This is a genomic window from Campylobacter concisus (assembly GCF_902460625.1).
Classification (GTDB): Bacteria; Campylobacterota; Campylobacteria; order Campylobacterales; family Campylobacteraceae; genus Campylobacter_A; species Campylobacter_A concisus_AD.
Genome location: NZ_CABPUT010000004.1, coordinates 142,027 through 159,564 on the forward strand (window position 1 = coordinate 142,027; position 17,538 = coordinate 159,564).

14 protein-coding genes are annotated in these 17,538 nt (G+C 36.6%); 9 read left to right on the plus strand and 5 right to left on the minus strand.

The annotated features are described in order from the left end of the window. Nucleotides 1–28 precede the first annotated feature (28 nt). The 5 genes from F3G69_RS03785 to F3G69_RS03805 are packed head-to-tail and all read left to right on the plus strand — an operon-like array spanning nt 29 to nt 5,871. Complete coding sequence (locus F3G69_RS03785) at nt 29–1,435, plus strand: CYTH and CHAD domain-containing protein (RefSeq protein WP_223155869.1); 1,407 nt, start codon at nt 29–31, stop codon at nt 1,433–1,435. A 12-nt stretch (nt 1,436–1,447) separates the two neighbouring features. Then, a complete protein-coding gene (ubiE, locus tag F3G69_RS03790) occupies nt 1,448–2,170 on the plus strand; it encodes a bifunctional demethylmenaquinone methyltransferase/2-methoxy-6-polyprenyl-1,4-benzoquinol methylase UbiE (protein WP_103599808.1) in 723 nt (240 codons plus the stop codon). Next, the gene (xseA, locus tag F3G69_RS03795; protein ID WP_149714469.1) at nt 2,163–3,329 is read left to right on the plus strand and encodes an exodeoxyribonuclease VII large subunit; all 1,167 of its coding nucleotides are present in this window, start codon (nt 2,163–2,165) and stop codon (nt 3,327–3,329) included. The genes ubiE and xseA overlap by 8 nt, the downstream gene beginning before the upstream one ends. 2 nt (nt 3,330–3,331) lie before the next feature. Further along, nucleotides 3,332–4,411, plus strand: a complete 1,080-nt coding sequence (gene serC, locus F3G69_RS03800) for a phosphoserine transaminase (protein WP_149714470.1) — start codon at nt 3,332–3,334, stop codon at nt 4,409–4,411. Further along, nucleotides 4,411–5,871: a methyltransferase regulatory domain-containing protein gene (locus F3G69_RS03805; RefSeq protein WP_149714471.1), complete on the plus strand. Its 1,461-nt coding sequence runs from the start codon at nt 4,411–4,413 to the stop codon at nt 5,869–5,871. The genes serC and F3G69_RS03805 overlap by 1 nt, the downstream gene beginning before the upstream one ends. Before the next feature lie 30 nt (nt 5,872–5,901). Here the strand turns inward: F3G69_RS03805 and F3G69_RS03810 are convergent, their stop codons facing one another. Further along, nucleotides 5,902–6,642 carry a sulfite exporter TauE/SafE family protein gene (locus F3G69_RS03810; protein ID WP_084042233.1) on the minus strand — a complete coding sequence of 247 codons (741 nt, stop codon included), beginning with the start codon at nt 6,640–6,642 and terminating at the stop codon, nt 5,902–5,904. A 152-nt stretch (nt 6,643–6,794) separates the two neighbouring features. Between F3G69_RS03810 and F3G69_RS03815 the strand changes: the two genes are divergently transcribed. Next, entirely contained in the window at nt 6,795–8,066 is a 1,272-nt protein-coding gene (locus tag F3G69_RS03815) for an anthranilate synthase component I family protein (protein WP_149714472.1), read from the plus strand. On the opposite strand, the gene F3G69_RS03820 is transcribed toward F3G69_RS03815, so the two are convergent. Genes F3G69_RS03820 through F3G69_RS03835 form a run of 4 tightly spaced genes read right to left on the minus strand, consistent with a single transcriptional unit; the run spans nt 8,063 to nt 13,935 of the window. Continuing rightward, on the minus strand, nt 8,063–10,933 hold the full coding sequence (locus F3G69_RS03820) for a response regulator (protein WP_149714473.1): 2,871 nt from the start codon (nt 10,931–10,933) through the stop codon (nt 8,063–8,065). The genes F3G69_RS03815 and F3G69_RS03820 overlap by 4 nt on opposite strands. Beyond that, nucleotides 10,923–11,678: a hypothetical protein gene (locus F3G69_RS03825; protein ID WP_103599801.1), complete on the minus strand. Its 756-nt coding sequence runs from the start codon at nt 11,676–11,678 to the stop codon at nt 10,923–10,925. Before F3G69_RS03825 ends, F3G69_RS03820 begins: the two co-directional genes overlap by 11 nt. Continuing rightward, the gene (gene uvrC / locus F3G69_RS03830) at nt 11,675–13,492 is read right to left on the minus strand and encodes an excinuclease ABC subunit UvrC (RefSeq protein ID WP_149714474.1); all 1,818 of its coding nucleotides are present in this window, start codon (nt 13,490–13,492) and stop codon (nt 11,675–11,677) included. The genes F3G69_RS03825 and uvrC overlap by 4 nt, the downstream gene beginning before the upstream one ends. After that, complete coding sequence (locus tag F3G69_RS03835; RefSeq protein ID WP_149714475.1) at nt 13,486–13,935, minus strand: hypothetical protein; 450 nt, start codon at nt 13,933–13,935, stop codon at nt 13,486–13,488. Before F3G69_RS03835 ends, uvrC begins: the two co-directional genes overlap by 7 nt. A 30-nt stretch (nt 13,936–13,965) precedes the next feature. On the opposite strand from F3G69_RS03835, the gene F3G69_RS09275 reads away from it, so the two are divergent. The 3 genes from F3G69_RS09275 (at nt 13,966) to guaA (ending at nt 17,180) form a co-directional block, all read left to right on the plus strand. Further along, nucleotides 13,966–14,133 (plus strand): hypothetical protein, encoded by a 168-nt coding sequence (locus F3G69_RS09275; protein WP_021091736.1) that lies wholly within the window; start codon nt 13,966–13,968, stop codon nt 14,131–14,133. Nucleotides 14,134–14,248: 115 nt separating this feature from the next. Continuing rightward, on the plus strand, nt 14,249–15,637 hold the full coding sequence (gene nhaD / locus F3G69_RS03840; RefSeq protein WP_021091705.1) for a sodium:proton antiporter NhaD: 1,389 nt from the start codon (nt 14,249–14,251) through the stop codon (nt 15,635–15,637). 10 nt (nt 15,638–15,647) lie between these two features. Further along, nucleotides 15,648–17,180: a glutamine-hydrolyzing GMP synthase gene (gene guaA, locus F3G69_RS03845; RefSeq protein ID WP_149714476.1), complete on the plus strand. Its 1,533-nt coding sequence runs from the start codon at nt 15,648–15,650 to the stop codon at nt 17,178–17,180. Nucleotides 17,181–17,538 lie beyond the last annotated feature (358 nt).

A 17,538-nucleotide genomic window follows, 5' to 3' on the forward strand; every position in this document is an offset into this window, starting at 1 on the left:
AAATGAACAAAAAATTTTGGAGAAAAATGTGAGTTTGGAGATAGAGCGTAAATTTTTACTCAAAAATTCTCAAATTCTAGATTTTTTAAAAGAAGCTGGAGTAGTTTTTAAGCACCTTGAAATTTCTCAATTTTATACCAAGATAACGCAAAATGAAGAGATCCGCTTTCGAAGTGAAGAGGATAAATTTATAAAAACTGTAAAGATTGGTAAAGATCTAATCAGGGAAGAAAATGAAGAATTTTGCGAAAAAGCGGAGTTTAAAAAGGCTCTTAAAAACCGCATCGGTAGCGTCATCTTAAAAGATAGATACATTTTTAAATTAAATAACAATCCTTGCAATATCGATATTTTTAAAAATGAACTAAACGGGCTTTGTACATTTGAAATCGAATTTAGCGATGAAAATGAGGCCGTCTTTTTCAAACTACCACCATTTTTAGAAAATTTTTGCCTAAGTGACGTAACTTGTGATAAAAGATATAAAAACAAATTTCTTGCCATTCATGCTAATGAAAATGAACAAATTGACTACAAAAGAGCCTATAAGATCATAAAAGAAAAAGAAATTTTGCCAAATTTTGCTACAAATCTAAAAAGCGGCGAGGCGCTAAGAGTCCTTTTCGTTAGTATTTTTAAAGTAATAAAAAGGCTAAAAAGCCAGTATTTGATAGATAAAGATGAAGAAGTTTTGCATGATCTTCGCGTAAATTTAAGAAAGGTTAGGTCGATCCTTAAAATTTTTAGTGGCGTTTTTGATGAGAAAGTGACACTTTTTTTTGGTGAGAATTTTAAAATGCTTGCAAACTCGACAAACAAAAAGCGAGATTTGGATGTATTTTTGAGCTTTTTAAACGAGCAAAAACATGCAAACGAGCCTATATATTTTGTAAAAAAGGCTCTAGATTTAGAGTATGAAAATGTAAAAAGCTACCTTGGTGACGAAGAAAACTACGCATTTTTAAAAGAGTGGGAGATATTTTTAAACGAGGGTGAATTTTATAAGTCAAAACTCTTTGATGTAAGCCTTTCGCGCCTTGGTTCGTTTAAGCTTAGAACGCTTTTGGTTTTAGCTCAAAAAAGGATAAAAAGCCTTAATCAAGACTGCCCAAATGAGAGCTTTCATGATCTTAGGATAGAGCTTAAAAAGATGAGATACACATACGAGTTTTTATGTGAAATTTTTTATTTTGAAGGGCTTAAAAAGTATGAAGAGAAGCTAAAGCAGATGCAAGAAATTTTTGGCAATCTTCAAGACTATGACGTTTGGCTCGGCATCCTTAAAAGACTTCCAGAAATGCCAGATAAAGAGAGGCTAGAGAGTAAAATTTACAAGCAAATTTATAAAAGTAGAGAAGAGATACTAAAAAAGCGTCTTAAATTTATAAAAGTAACTCGCAAAATTTCAAGAAATTTAAAAATTTACTACATATAAAAGGGCAAATTTATGCAAAAACAAGAAAAAATCGTTGATATGTTTAACCAGATCGCTCCGACTTATGACGTCGCAAACAGGGTGCTAAGTCTTGGTGTGGATGTGAGCTGGAGGAAATTTGCCTGCAGATATATGCTAGAAATTTTTAAAAATAAAAGCATAAATATTGTAGATGTAGCTTGCGGTACTGGCGATATGATGGGGCTTTGGAGTGAAATTTCAAAAGAATTTGGCGTTGAGATAAAAAGCCTTACTGGTATCGATCCCTCAAGTGGTATGCTAAAAGAGGCTAGGGCAAAATTTCCAAATTTTAAATTTATAGAGGCCTACGCTGACAACACTACGCTTACAAGTGGCGAGGCTCAAATTTTAAGCATAAGCTATGGTATCAGAAATGTGGTTGAGCGAAAGGCTGCGCTTAGAGAGTTTAACAGAGTACTTGCTCTAAATGGCTACGTAGCCGTGCTTGAATTTACAAAACGCCAGAAAAAGGGGCTTATAACCTCGCTAAGAGATTTTTACCTAAGTAAAATTTTGCCAAAAATTGGTGGCTTTATCTCAAAAAATAAAGAGGCATACGAGTATCTGCCAAGCTCGATAGAAAATTTCTTGGATGCAAAGAGCTTTTGCGATGAGCTAGCCACTGCTGGCTTTGAGATAGAGCTTTGTAAGGGCTTTAGTATGGACATCTCGACGCTATTTATCGCTAAAAAGGTAAGAGAAATCAATGCTTAGTGTTTCTGAGCTAAACGAAAAAGCAAAGGCACTGCTTGAAGCGACACTTGACTACGTCGAGGTAAGTGGAGAAATTTCGCGCCTTACTAAGCACGCCTCTGGGCACTGGTACTTCACGCTAAAGGACGAAAAGTCAAGCATTTCAGCCGTGATGTATCGCATGAACAACCAAAAGGTGAAATTCTTGCCAAAAGATGGCTTGAAGGTCAAAATTTATGGCAAAGTGACCATTTATTCGCCAAGTGGATCGTATCAGCTAGTGGCTAGTGCGATGCTACCAGATGGCGAGGGAGAGCTTGAGCTTGCGTTTAGGCAGCTTAAAGAAAAGCTCGAAAATGAGGGGCTTTTTGATATCGGCACAAAAAAAGAGATACCAAATTTACCTAAAAAAATAGCCCTTGTCACAAGCGCTACTTCGGCGGCACTTCAGGATATGTTAAAGGTCGTGACGAGCCGTTGGAAATTAAGCGAAATTTATATCTTTGATGCTTTAACTCAAGGTGAAAATGCCCCAAGCTCGCTTATAAAAGCCTTACGCAGAGCCGATAAATACGGCGTTGATGTGATCGTTTTGGCTCGCGGAGGTGGTAGCAAAGAGGATCTTTGGTGCTTTAATGACGAGGGCTTGGCGCGTGAAATTTACGCCACCAAAACGCCAGTTATAAGTGCTATCGGACACGAGATCGACTACGTTATAAGCGACTTTGTAGCAGACCGCAGATCGCTTACGCCAAGTGCAGCTATGCTAGATCTTTTGCCTGATGAAGAGGCGTTTTTTCAGTATCTTGATAGGCTCAGCGACGATCTTGATAGCGCTTTAAATTTAAAGATCACAAAGAAGCAAAATTTATTAAATTTACTACTTTCTAAATTTTCATCAAATGCCCTAAAAGCTAGGATCGAGCTAAAATTTAGCGAGGTAGCAAATAAGCAAAACGCCATAGCAAACGTCGTGCAAAGAAAGATCTTGCTTCTTGGCTCGGCCCTTGGCTCGCTAGAGAAGGCTTATGAGATGAGGGAGCTCTTTTTTGAGAGCACAAAAGGGCTTATTGAGGTTAGAAAAGATGGCAAGATGGTTGATCTTAGGGATCTAAAAATAGACGATGAGATCGAGCTTATCTCACAAAATACACATAAAAAAGCAATTATCAAGGAGTAAAAATGAGTAGAAAAATCAACTTTAGCGCAGGCCCAAGTGCGATACCATTAGACGTTTTAGAGCACGCAAAGGCCGAATTTACCGACTACAGAGGCGAGGGCTACTCGATCATGGAGATCAGCCACAGAAGCAAGACCTTTGAGGAGATCCACTTTGGCGCGATGGATAAGATAAGAAAGCTTTACGGCATCGGTGATGAGTATGAAATTTTATTTTTACAAGGCGGCGCACACTTGCAATTTAGCATGATACCGATGAATTTATATCAAGGTGGCAGGGCTGAATATGCAAACACCGGCGTTTGGACAAACAAAGCGATCAAAGAGGCAAAAGTGCTTGGCGTAAATGTAGATGTTGTCGCAAGCAGCGAGGATGAGAATTTTTCTTACATCCCTGAGTTTAAATTTAGTGATGATGCTGACTACGCCTATATCTGCTCAAACAACACGATTTACGGCACGCAGTATAGAGCCATGCCAAAGACCAAATCGCCCCTAGTTGTCGATGCTTCGAGCGATTTTTTCGCTAGACCGCTTGATTTTAGCAGCATTAGCTTGCTTTACGGCGGCGCTCAGAAAAATGCAGGTCCAAGCGGCGTGACTATCGTCATTTTAAGAAAAGACTTAGTTGATCGCGTGAGCAGCCAAAATGTCCCTATGTTTTTGCGCTACAAAACGCACGTAGAGGCAAACTCACTTTACAACACACCACCAACTTTTGGAATTTATCTTTTAAATTTAACCATGCAGCACCTACTAGATCTTGGCGGACTTGCCGAGGTTGAGAAGATAAATGCCAAAAAAGCAAGCACGCTTTATAGCATCATAGATAGCTCAAATGGCTTTTACGTAGGGCACGCTAAAAAATCAAGTAGGTCAGATATGAACGTGAGCTTTACGATACCAAAAGATCACGCACTTGAGCCAGTTTTCGTCGAGGAGGCGCTGAAAGAGGGCATGATAGGGTTAAAGGGCCACAGACATCTTGGTGGCATAAGAGCCTCTATCTATAACGCCGTTAGCCAAAGCGACGTTGAGAAACTTGGCGAGTTCATGAGAGAATTTGCTAGAAAGCACGGCTGATGAACAAGGCAAAAAAAGCTTACGACGGAATTCCTTATTTCTCGGCCGCATTTAGCGACTGCTCGCCAGTTAGGATAGAAGCGGTTGCTAAATTTCTGGGGCTTAAAGCAGCTAGCCTAAAAGAGGCTAGAGTGCTTGAGCTTGGCTCATCATATGGCGGAAATATCTTACCATTTGCTATTTCGCATAAAAACGCAAAAGTTGTTGGTATCGATATCTCAAGTCATCAAGTGGCTGAAGGTAACAAGGTAGCAAAGCAGATAGGTTTAGAAAATTTTACTCTACTTGAGCGAAATTTTTTGCACATGAACGAAAGCGATATAAAAGAGCTTGGGAAATTTGACTATATTATCGCTCATGGCGTTTATAGCTGGGTGAGTCCAAATGTAAGAGATGCGCTGCTTGCCACGATTAAGGCACTACTGAGCAAGGATGGCATAGCTTATGTTTCGTATAATACCTATCCTGGCTGGAAGAGCCTTGATATTTTAAGAGATTTTATGCTTTTTGTTAGCTCAGGCAACGACAGCAAAGAGGCACTTGCTCACGTAAAAAGTGAGTTAAATTTTTTACAGGATTATTTGAAATTTAGCCTGCAAAGTCAAAGCGATGTCGTATACAAAGATAGTATGAAGCTTCTTTTAACGCAGCTGAATTTCTTACAAGGCATCATCGCAAAGGGTAATGATTATTATATATTGCATGATTTTTTAGAGGCTAGCAACGAGCCAATCTACTTTCATAAATTTGCTAAGCATATCGACAAACACGGACTTTGCTACGTTATAGATGCTTCGCTAAATGACATCTTCGCAAGCTCTACTGGAATTTACCGCTTCGACGCACATATCGAGCAAAATTACAACTCTCGCATCAAAAAAGAGCAGCTAAATGACTTTTTGTTTAATAGATCATTTAGAAAAAGTCTCATCGCTCACAAGGAGAGACTTGGTGGTGCTGAGGACTTTGACGCGGTGCTTGGAGAGAGCGAGCTTGATAAGATTTATTTTGCATATTTTAGCGAGCAGCCAAGGACAAAAACGCAAGAAATTTTAAGCAAAGCCTATCCGCAAAGCCTAAATTTAAGCGAAGTAAAAACGGCACTTGGCGAGAATGCAAATGAAGCTTTTGTGGGACTGCTTGAAATTTTAAATGATCAAAACACTAAAATTTCTTCTTCAAAACTTGTAGCACTTACCTATGAACCTTGCAAAACTAGACTAAAGCCTAGAACTGCTGCATATCTTAAGTATTTTTTAAATGCTAGCTCACCAGTTATCTCTTTGGCAAATGAGCTAAATGGCAAGCTAAACTTAAGCCATGAAGAGATCAAGGCCGCTTTAAAATTTGATGGCAAAGCTAATTTAAAAGATATCGCAAAGAGCGTAAATTTAAGTAAAGATGAGCTAGATAAGCTTGCTTTTAAATTAAGCGAAGCCTATTTTTTTGAAGAAATTTAAGACTAGCTAGCCTAGCCTTAAATTTTTGATTTAGCCAAATATCATATCTTTTAAGATTAGAATAATCATTGCTATATAAAAGAGTAAAAACCATTTTTTAAGTGCTTTTTTATCCATAGCTTGTGTCTTTTTGGTGCCAAAGTATGCGCCTATTAGCGAGCCAAGCCCTAGGAATGTACCCTCCAAATAAGAGATGTGGCCGTTTAAAGATAGTGAGATAAAGCCTGAAATGGCTGCGAACATCACAAAAAACACTCCCATTGAAACGGCTTTTTTCATATCATAGCGCAAAAAGCCAACTAAAATAGGAGCTATAAAAACCCCACCGCCTATGCCTATACTAATGGCAAGTGCACCTATACAAAAACCAACTAGAAATAGTAAAAATACGGAGTTGTTCGCATTTGTACCGTCGCTATTTGGTGTGAAGTATAGTTTTATGAGTGAAAAGATAAAAGTTGCAAGCAAGAGTAGTTCGAGTAAGAGCTCGGGCGTGTGAGATACGATTATGCCACTAAAGCTAGCTCCGACCAATCCTCCAAGACCTAAAAATACGCCACGATTTAGCTTTAAAAGTCCAGCTTTGTAGTTTAGATACGAGCCAAACGTCGCGCTAAAGATCATCTGCATGACGCTTATGCCAATAGCTGTTTTCACGTCATATCCAAAGGCGACCATTATAGGAACAACGACTGTGCCGCCACCAATGCCAAAAAAGCCAGCGATGTATCCAACGCCGATACCGATTATAAAAAGTTCAACAAAAAGCATAAATTTCCTTTTATGAGTGCCAAATTTTAGCCAAGCGGTGTTAAAAAAATAGTAAAAAGGTGAAATTTGGGCATAAATTTAGAAATTTGATAAAAATTTTAAAAACTAAAAGCGAACTTTTTTTATAATCATCAAAAATTTAAAGGAAAAAAATGCTCTTAGAACAACCACTGTTTTATTATGAAGTGATTAGAGAAAAATTTAAAAATAGCTATCTAGCCGAGGATAAGACGCAAACGATTATAGGCATTGATTGTGAATACATCGATGAAAAGGATATGGATTTTTATGGGCTTAGAAGTTATTTTGATACAAATCGTAATAAATCTTTAGCTCCATTTGCGGGTCTATTTGGTGTTTTTGCATATGACGGCGTGAGATACTTTGAGTATATCGGAGAAGAGAAAGCTAAAAGGTATGAATTTCCAAAATTTATCTATGCCGATGCAAAGGCCTATCTACACTTTGACAAGATGAGTAAAATTTATACATTTTATGGAGATAAGAATAAATATTATTACTTTTTGCTTGATGTGAAAGTTGAAAACAAAAGCAAAGAGCAGAGTAAATTTAGTATAAAAACTGATCTTGGTAAAGAAAAGAAACACTTTGAGGATATGGTTGAATTAGCAAAAGAGTATATAAGAAGCGGCGATGTCTTTCAGGTGGTGCTTGGTGAATTGCTTGAAATTTCAACTAATATGAGCAGTTTGGACTTTTATAAAAAGCTCTCACTTACAAATCCAAGTCCATATATGTTTCATTTTCCTACACCTTATGGCGATGTGGTTGGCTCTTCGCCAGAGCTTGTTTTTGAGATGAAAAGTGAGCAAATTTTTGTAGCTCCGATCGCAGGCACAAGACCTAGAGGAAGCGATGCAAATGCAGATGCGGCACTTGAAAATGAGCTATTAAGTGACGAAAAGGAGCTGGCTGAACATAAAATGCTAATCGATCTTGCCAGAAATGACATTGGCAGGGTTTCAGAACCAAAAAGTGTATTTGTAAAAAATGCGATGCATATCCAAAAGTATGAAAAAGTAATTCATATCGTAAGCGATGTCTATGGTAAGTGCGCCAAAGGGCTTGATCTTTTTGATGTCTTAGCTAGTATTTTCCCAGCTGGCACGCTTAGCGGTGCGCCAAAGATCAGAGCGATGCAGATCATAAACGAGCTTGAAATTTCTGCGCGAAATATCTATGGCGGTGGCATTGGATTTTTACATTTTAATGGCGATGCTCAGGTTGCTATTCTTATTCGATCAGCCATATTTGTGCCAGGTGAAAATGGATTTAATGATGTATTTGTGGGGGCTGGAGCTGGTATAGTTTATGACTCAAAGAGTGAAAGAGAATACGCTGAAATTTGTCATAAGCGAGCAAGCGTGCTAAATGTATTTAAAAATAACGCAAAAGAGTTTTAGGCGTTAAACTTAATAAATTCATAAGAGCTTTTAGCGTAGCTAGTACCCATAGAATCGATTTGCTCTCTTACGGTAGCTGAAAGCTCTGCTTTTGTGATATTTTTAGCTAGCACTTTTACAAAAGGAAATTCACTTCTTTCTTGTGCGCCAAATATCAGCACTCTTGTATCAACCTTTTGGCTTTGTCTTATCTTATCAACAACTCTTGTTAGCTCTTCGTAGTTGAAGCCTTTTACGCTTTCATCTATAAGAACGATACCGTAAGTTTTGGTTTTTATCTTTGTTAATAGCTCATCAAAGCTATTTGTGGTTTCAAGTGTGTTGTAAAATTCTCCTAAAGCTGAGCTAAATATTTTATTTTCCATTGGCGATTTCTTAAATAAAATAATATTTTCGCTTTTTACTAGATAGCTTTCGTTTATTGCAATCTCGCCAAAATTTGGCAAAAATTTTCTAAAAATTTGAGCCAGTTCGTCGCTATTTATTGGCGTTTTTATATAAGCATTGAAGTATTCTTTGACACTCTCTCCATCTATATTTGAAGTATTTGAAAGCATTAGTATAATTGGAATTTTCGCATTTTGTATGGCTGCTTTTATAAGATCAATATTTTTTTGAAGGCTATTTTTTTCAGCTTCGAAAAATTTCGAGCCAACAAATATAAGGTCAAAATCGCCTTGCTTTATGGCTTGTTTTAAATCTTTTTTATTACAAACTCCCACAACTTCGCAGTTAAATTTACTAAAACCACTTGCTGTTATATCTATGTAAATTTCATTAGTATCGCAGATTAAAATTTTTGGTTTATCGTTTAAATTTTTATTCATAATATCAGCTTCGCCTAAGCAAAGTAGCCTTGTGATGCTTAATGGAGTTAGCGGATCTTTTAAAATGAGCGGATTTTTAATATCTTGACCTTGCTTATTGGTGTTTCTTAAAAATATAGCATCATAATTTTTTGTAATAGATGGACTAGTGCTTGTTAGCATATCCACTTTGAGCCCAAGGTCTTTTGTGGTTTGCTCAAAAGCTTCGTTGTAAGCGATATTTACATCTTGCAAGAATGCTAATTTATGATTGCATTTTATATCAAAGTCTTTATAGTTTGATGTTGTTTTAAAAATGACTACAAATTTAAACTCATTGCCAATACTTGAAAACGAGTTAATCTCTAGCTTGCTTTCTAAATTTTTTAAATAAATTTGAGCAATTTTTAGATAAAACTCGCTCTCATCATTATTTAAGCTATTCTCATCATCTGAAAATATATCTGAAATTTGCTTTTCACTCATGGCAGCTGAGCTATTTTTTATGCTAAAGCTTACAGAACAAAGCCCGCTTCTATCAAACTCTTTTTGAACTTTTTTGATAGCGATGATAATGTTTTGATATCTTAAAGACATTGATAAAGACGCCAAAAAGATAGAGTTAAATGCGGTTTTTAATGAATTTAGATTTCCTTCTAGTTCATTTGTAAGGCTTGGATCAAGGTAGCTTATAAAATTTATCTTTTTGCTTTGCGAATAGACAATATTTGCTTGCAAAATTTCTTCAAAGCTTTTTTGAGGATCAAATATCTCGGTTTTATTGCATTCGCTATATTTTTTAACATTTGAGATATTTTTAGCATTGTTATAAAGCGAAGTCATAATATTTGCATTTTTTTCTATCGTGTCTATAAATACTTGCTTTTTGCTATTATTTGTTTCTATTTTTAAAGCCGCGGTCGATGTAAAAATTTCTTTATTGATAGACTCTAGCTTCTTGCTAACTGATAAAATATATCTATCTTTTATCTGAAAAAAGCTGCTATCTTTTATATAAGTTTCTTTTAGATCTTCATAAGTTTTTATGAGTTTTGATATCGCATTATCCGCACTTGTCTCTTTTGATGATAGGATATAGTTTGATATGTATTTTGACTTATCGATAAGCACCTTTAAAAATTTCAACCTAGCAGAAATACCAAGCAAAGATAAAATGAGCAAGCCACAAAGCAAAAACTCAAAAAAGGTCTTTATACCATAGCTTATTTTCTCGCTCTCGGTAAGTTCTAGTAGCTCATTTTTTATGTTTATGGCACTATTTAATAAAAGTATAAATTTATCATCTTCATACTGTTTGATTAAGATAATATCTTCGATATTTAGCTTTTCAGAAAATGCGATCTTGGCTTTAGCTTCTCTTATCTTTTTAGCTTGATAGTTGGCTTCAAACTGGCTAAAGTCTTTGTAAATATTCTCTTTTAACTTACTTTTTGGAAGCATATCAAGATTTGGCGTGTTGTCTTTTACGGAATATATATTTTCCCTCACATTACTGTTTATTGAAAATAAAGGGCCATTTATAAAGATGTTTTTTACGTAGTATTTAGTGTTGTTTGCTAAAGAGAGTTGGTTGTAAATTTTACTTAAAGTTGCGGCATAAGCTTTTATTATAAGCGGAAAGTCTCGGTCTAAATCTTGTTTAAAATCGCTATCTATTTCTCCATTTATATTTTGGAAAAATTCGTAAAAAAGTTCATCAAATTTATCATTTTGGTTTATATTTGCTAGCAATTCTTTTAATTTATTTATATTTCGTATCTCGATACGATCGTCTTTTCTTATAGAATTTATAAATTTTTGTGTATTTTTTAAGGTGCTATCTTGCAACTTTTTTATATCTTCTTGGCTTTTGCCTATTAGCGTATCGTGCTCTTGTATTACAGATCTTATAGTTTGAAATACTAAGGATTGTTTATATAGTTTTTCATTTAGATCTTTTAGATCTGTGAATTTTTTATAGCTTTCATTTCCGCTATATGCACAAAAGATCGCTGAAATTATTATTGGCGCTAACAATATATAAAATTTATTATTTTTCATTGATACTCTTTTTGCTATATTTTTTGACGATATTTTCTATCTCGATTAGTCTTTTGGTAAAAAGAGACATCTCTTTCATTTTTCCATTTTGATTGTTATCTAAAAAAGCATTAAGCTCATTTGCAAGGCTATTAAGCTTTAAATTTAATGCAGCTTCCCTTATCTCATCTACGTATTTTTTGAGCATTATCTCGTCTTTTGCGATTATGGCTGATTGGATCTGGATAAGAATTTCTCTTGCGTTACGCAAAAATATATTTAAATAGGATGCAAAATCTTTTTTATTTAAATTTAGTATTTTAAGCGATGTTTCAAACCAAGAATCATCGATAAGTGATTGTGTCTGTGTATCAAAAAGATACCATGCGTTTAGTTTAAAAACAGGCAGTCTTAATGTAGGTTTTACTTTTACTGCTGCTATTAGATTTTGGTTGTTTATTATGTCTTGCTTCTCTAAAAGCACGATAAAAAATTTTTCGCCATTTTTTAAAATAGCATTTTGCAATCTCGCTTCTAGTAAGATCGCACCACCATCTTTCCTTTTTAAATTTACTCTAGCACTATTATCTTTCGTATTTTGTAAAAATTCTAAGAAGCTGTAGTTTGTACTTTCCTGGCTTGTTATGACTAGCTCACTTATATCTTTGTATTGCAACAAAAAGTCATCCAAACTATCAAAACCCAATAGCTCAAGTGAATCTTGCGTTATCGCAGATATTTTTAAATTTTCATCATATATTATCACTTCAAATTTCCTTCTTTGAGCACTGCAAGCTTTTCTGCTACGCTTTTGTTTGTTATTTTTGCCACTTCGTCTAAATTCGCTTCGCTGATTTTATCAAAACTTCCGTAAAAGCTGATTAATTTCGCGATACTTCCCTCAGATACGCCAGCTTGCTTTAGAATTGATCTTTGCATATCGTTTTTCTGTCTTGTTTTTCTGTGAAAGCTGATGACAAATCTATGGCTCTCATCACGCATTTTTTGGAAAAACTGAAGCTTTTTATCGCTCGTGCTTAGGCTAAAGCTGCCATTTTTTGTGTAAATTTTATCTTTCGCCTCGCCTTTTGCACGGTGAGCTTTGGCATCGATCTTCTCTTTTGAAATGGCTATCACATCTACGTTTGCGCCACTGCTTGCTAAAATTTCACAGGCTAAGTTTAAAAGCACTTCGCCCCCGTCAATCACCCAAAGATCAGGCGGGCTAAGCTTGTCAAACCTAAGCGCTCTAGCAGTGAGGCTCTCTTTCATCTGATCGTAGTCGTTTTTGGAGCTTAGGTGCATGTGGCGGTAGTTTTGCTTCGCCCACTCGCCGTGTTCATAGCGCACCATCGCTCCGACACTTGCCTCACCAAAAAGGTGTGAGTTATCGTAAGCCTCGACCACGTAAGGCGTGTGAGCTAGATCAAAGTACTCTTTTATCTCGTTTAGTAGCTCGTTATCATGCGTTTTTAGGTATTTTTCGATGCTAACTTCAGCGTTTTTTGTAGCGATTTCACAAATTTTACGCTTATCGCCTATTTTTGGGCAGGTGATACTAAATTTGCGTCCAAATCTCTCGTTTAAAATTTCCTCTACCAGCTCACTATCTTCAAAGCTCTCATGCACATAAATTTTGGTGCTAATTATCGGCTGTCCAGCTATGAAGCTTTTTAAAATAGCCTGCTTATAAGCTTCGTTTATCTCGTCTTTTTGAGCGTTTTTAGCCTGCGTGATGTCAGTTTTTACGCCAGTTATCTTGCCACTTTGCACGCTAAATCTCACCGCACAGATCATATCGTGCACGCAAGCGACCGAGTAGGCCTCAAAGTCTTCAAGCTTGGCTAGATCAACTTCAACCTTTGTTTGCATATTTTTAAGTGTTTGTATCTTATCTCTAGTCGCGGCTGCTTGCTCGTAGTCTTCGGCCTTGGCGTAGTTTAGCATGAGCTCTTCAAGGCGAGTGATGAGTAAATTTGGATTTTGTAAGGCCGCGATAGCTTCGTTTACGATCTTAGCGTAGCTCTCTTTTGAAATTTTGCCCTCACACGGGGCATAGCAGCGTTTTAGCTGATAAAAAAGGCAGGCTTTTTTGCCTTTGATGCAGGACTTTTTCTGAACGAGATTGTAATTTAGATAAAGCGCCTCAAGTAGCTCGCTAGCTCCACTAAAATATGGCCCGAAGTAGCGGATATTCGAGCCTTTTACCACCTTTCTAGTGATCTCAAATCTTGGAAAATCATCATTTAAATTTATAAAGATATAAGGGTAGGTCTTGTCGTCACGAAGCAAGATGTTGTATTTTGGTTTTAGCTGCTTGATGAATGAATTTTCAAGTATGAGCGCGTCTGCCTCGCTTGGCGTGACGATGTATTCAAGGTGTACGGCCTCACTTATCATCTTAGAAATTCTTGGGCTTAGTTTTTCAGCCGGAGCTAGACTTGGGGTAAATTTAAAGTAGCTTTTGACCCTGTTTTTTAAAATTTTGGCCTTGCCAACGTATAAGAGTCTATTTTGCGCGTCAAAATACTGATATACGCCAGGCTCGTTTGGAAGCGTTCTTATCTCGTCTATTAGCATCTTGCCTGCTCATTTTTCTTGAGCAAAATTTCTCTTAGCTCTTCAAATTTTTGATGTATTTGCTCGTCTTTTGCTAAATTTTTAAACTCGCCTTTGCTGGCTGGCGCATAAAAGATGGCACTTTGCTCTTTTTGATTAAAAAATTTTAAAAATTTGCTCACGACAAATCTTATATTTTCTTCTTTCTTGTTTTTTGCATAATTGATTTCGTTAATAGGTTTTGGAGTAAGAATGCTGTTAAAAACGCTATTTTTATTAAATTTGCAAAAGGTTTTTAATAACCTTTTTATATCATTTATACTACTATCACGCCTAAGCTCTAAAAGCCCAGTGGGATGAGTAAGAACAAAGGTTAAAACACCTTCTCTAACGTAGCAAAAAGCTATATAAAATCGTTTTGCTTTCCCCATAAGCTCTAAAAGCTGTTGGCACTCATTTGCCATGCTTAATTTTTCTTTATACAAAGGATTTTCATGAATAGTATTTATCAAAAATTTAGCGTTTTTCATGGGCTTATCTTATCATCTTTTATTTTAATTTTTACTCTTTTTGCATTTAGCGGTTGTGGCTACAAAGATGATCCATTTTATGGAAATGCTCCCGTAAAAGAAAAGAAAACTGACAAGATAAACAAAATCTAGTAAAATTTTCGTATTTAAATAAAAATGTAATGTAAGCTTAATAATTTTAACTAACCTAATTTTTAGGCTCATTTAAGTAATATACCAAGATTTTTTATTCTACAAGGAGAGTATAATGAGGTTTTTTGGACTTCTAGGCTTGTTTTTCGCGATGGCTTTTGGTGCTGATGGAGAAACCGCAGCTATTGACTTAACTACTACATGGGCAGGAATTTTATCGCTTATAATTTTTGTTGTTGGATATTTTTTCATAGCAGCAGAAGAAAATTTCCATATCGATAAGGCAAAACCTGCTATCTTTATCGGTACGTTTATGTTCCTACTTATCGGCGTTTATATGCTTATAAATGGCATGGATGTGCATTCGCTTGAACATGAGGTAAATCACCTGATTTTAGAGATCGCTCAGATCGTATTTTTCTTGATGGTGGCGATGACTTTTATCGAAGCACTTATCGAAAGAGACGTATTTAATGCACTTAAATATAATCTCGTATCAAAAGGCTATACTTATAGAAAGCTGTTTTGGCTAACTGGTATTTTGGCATTTTTTATAAGCCCAGTAGCTGATAACCTAACAACAGCGCTTATTCTTTCAACCGTTCTTCTAACAATAGATAGAAATAATACAAATTTCCTAGTAGCCGGTGCGATAAATATCGTCGTAGCCGCAAATGCGGGTGGAGCATGGAGTCCATTTGGCGATATCACTACGCTTATGGCTTGGGCTGCTGGAAAAGCACCATTTGTCGACTTTTTCGCACTTTTTCCAGCATCTATCACTGGCTGGTTTGTAACGGCATTTTTACTTTCTCGCGTGGTGCCAAGTACTGCACCGCATTTTGACGTAGCAAACGAGCCAAAAGTGGTTATGAAAAAGGGCGGTAAAGCGGTTATCTTTATAGGCGCATTTACTATCTTTTGTGCAGTTATGATGCATCAGCTTTTCCACTTGCCAGCGATGTGGGGAATGATGTTTGGTTTCTCACTACTTAGTCTTTATACTTACTATTTCAAAAAAGCTCACAAAAATGAAGAGCCAATGCATGTATTTCACTATATGTCAAAGATCGAAAACAACACACTATTTTTCTTCTTTGGAATTTTAGCTGCAGTTGGCGCTCTTCATTTTGCTGGATTTTTAAATTACGCTGTATCACTTTATGATAAATTTGGCTCAACTGCTGTAAATATCGGCGTTGGATTCCTTTCAGCGATCGTTGATAATGTCCCTGTTATGTCAGCTGTCTTAAAAGCAAATCCAGCAATGGGAGCTGATGCAGGCGAGGCGATGAGTCAGTGGCTACTAGTGACACTAACTGCTGGTATCGGTGGTTCGATGATCAGCTTTGGTTCAGCAGCTGGTGTTGGAGTAATGGGTAAATTAAAAGGAATTTATACCTTTGGTGCACATATGAAATACGCTTGGATGGTGGTTCTAGGATATATCGTATCAATCATTGTTTGGTATGTGCAGTTTGAAATTTTTCATATCTATTTTTAAAAGGTTATAAATGAACAATACGATTATAGTTTTGGATTTTGGTTCGCAATACACTCAGCTAATAGCCAGAAGGCTAAGAGAAGAGGGCGTCTACACTGAAATTTTGCCATTTAATGCAAAGCTTAGTGAGATAAAGGCGAAAGAGCCAAAAGGTATCATTTTAAGTGGCGGTCCAGCTAGTGTTTATGCTAAAGATGCTTATTTTTGTGATAGTGGTGTTTTTGAGCTAAACATCCCTATGCTTGGCGTTTGCTACGGCATGCAGCTACTTGCTCACACGCATGGGGCTGAGGTTTTAGCGGCTGATCAAAAAGAGTATGGCAAGGCCGAGCTTAACGTTATTAAAGAGCATGAGCTATTTAAAGATACACCTTCAAAACAAATCGTATGGATGAGCCATAGCGACTATGTAAAGGACTTGCCAGAGGGCTTTGAAGTGATCGCTGTTAGTGAAAATTCGCCTTATTGTGCTTTTGGCGATGATAAACGAAAATTTTATGCGATCCAGTTTCACGCAGAGGTGCAACACAGCGAATACGGCACGCAAATTCTAAAGAATTTCGCTAAATATATCTGCGGCTGCGAGAGCACATGGAATATGGGAAGCTTCGCTAAAAATAAGATAGAAGAGATAAGAAAAACAGTAGGCACTCACAAGGTACTTTGTGCAGTTAGTGGCGGCGTGGATAGCTCTGTGACTGCGGCACTTTTAGCGGCTGCTGTGCCAGAAAATTTGATCCTTGTCTTTGTCGATAACGGACTTCTTAGAACGAATGAAAGAGAGCAAGTTGAAGCTACATTTAGAACAAAGCTTGGCGTTGAGCTAGTTAGCATAGATGCGAGCGAGATCTTCCTTGGCCGCTTAGCTGGTGTGGTTGATCCTGAAAAAAAACGTAAGATCATAGGTGAGACCTTTATAGAAATTTTTGAGCAAGAGGCTAAAAAGCATGGTGATGTGAAATTTCTAGCTCAAGGCACTCTTTATACTGATATCATCGAAAGCTCAGTAGTTGGATCAAGCAAGACGATAAAGAGCCACCATAATGTTGGCGGTTTGCCTGATTGGATGACATTTGAGCTGATCGAACCACTAAGAGAAATTTTTAAAGATGAGGTTAGAAAGCTTGGTCTTGAGCTTGGACTAAGCCGTGATCTAGTATTCCGTCATCCTTTCCCAGGACCGGGCCTTGCTATTCGCATCATGGGTGAGGTAAATAAGCCAAGCTTAGAGCTACTTCGAAAAGCTGATGTGATCTTGCGAGATGAGCTAAAGAGCACTGGCTGGTATAACAAAACTTGGCAGGCATTCTGCGTGCTCTTAAATGTAAATTCTGTCGGCGTAATGGGTGATAACCGCACTTATGAAAACGCTGTTTGTGTGCGTGTGGTCGATGCGAGTGATGGCATGACTGCTAGCTTCTCACGCCTGCCGTACGATCTGCTAGAAAACGTCTCTCGCCGCATCATAAACGAAGTAGATGGCATTAACCGCGTAGTTTACGATATCTCAAGCAAGCCACCTGCAACTATCGAGTGGGAGTAAAATAGTTTTTTATTAGAAGATAGCTTAAAATAAAAATTTGTAGTCTTTGGAAATGAGAAGCGGTTACAAAATGGATAAGGATTTTAAAAAGAACATATTAAACAATAACTCGTAGTAGTTTTATAGGCTAATACAAAAACCATAGCATACAAGATATGGTTTTTGATTCTTTAAATTATACAAGAACTATTTAGAAAGATTGGATTTGCATACGACTATTCATCCAACAATATACTTTAAAAATTATACGATACAAAATTAGCGAAAGATGATAAAATACTTTTAATATAATAAGTTATCATTAGAAGCTAATATTATTGTTAAAATAACTCTTGCAGATGGAAATAATCAAAGAAGA

What these genes read in the sequence shown, in the direction of transcription:
- nhaD (WP_021091705.1), top strand. Translation starts at nt 14,249, where the DNA reads ATGAGGTTTTTTGGACTTCTAGGCTTGTTTTTCGCGATGGCTTTTGGT.
- xseA (WP_149714469.1), top strand. Translation starts at nt 2,163, where the DNA reads ATGCTTAGTGTTTCTGAGCTAAACGAAAAAGCAAAGGCACTGCTTGAA.
- F3G69_RS03820 (WP_149714473.1), bottom strand. Translation starts at nt 10,933, where the DNA reads ATGAAAAATAATAAATTTTATATATTGTTAGCGCCAATAATAATTTCA.
- uvrC (WP_149714474.1), bottom strand. Translation starts at nt 13,492, where the DNA reads ATGCTAATAGACGAGATAAGAACGCTTCCAAACGAGCCTGGCGTATAT.
- guaA (WP_149714476.1), top strand. Translation starts at nt 15,648, where the DNA reads ATGAACAATACGATTATAGTTTTGGATTTTGGTTCGCAATACACTCAG.
- F3G69_RS03815 (WP_149714472.1), top strand. Translation starts at nt 6,795, where the DNA reads ATGCTCTTAGAACAACCACTGTTTTATTATGAAGTGATTAGAGAAAAA.
- F3G69_RS03810 (WP_084042233.1), bottom strand. Translation starts at nt 6,642, where the DNA reads ATGCTTTTTGTTGAACTTTTTATAATCGGTATCGGCGTTGGATACATC.
- F3G69_RS09275 (WP_021091736.1), top strand. Translation starts at nt 13,966, where the DNA reads ATGAATAGTATTTATCAAAAATTTAGCGTTTTTCATGGGCTTATCTTA.
- ubiE (WP_103599808.1), top strand. Translation starts at nt 1,448, where the DNA reads ATGCAAAAACAAGAAAAAATCGTTGATATGTTTAACCAGATCGCTCCG.
- F3G69_RS03835 (WP_149714475.1), bottom strand. Translation starts at nt 13,935, where the DNA reads ATGGCAAATGAGTGCCAACAGCTTTTAGAGCTTATGGGGAAAGCAAAA.
- serC (WP_149714470.1), top strand. Translation starts at nt 3,332, where the DNA reads ATGAGTAGAAAAATCAACTTTAGCGCAGGCCCAAGTGCGATACCATTA.
- F3G69_RS03805 (WP_149714471.1), top strand. Translation starts at nt 4,411, where the DNA reads ATGAACAAGGCAAAAAAAGCTTACGACGGAATTCCTTATTTCTCGGCC.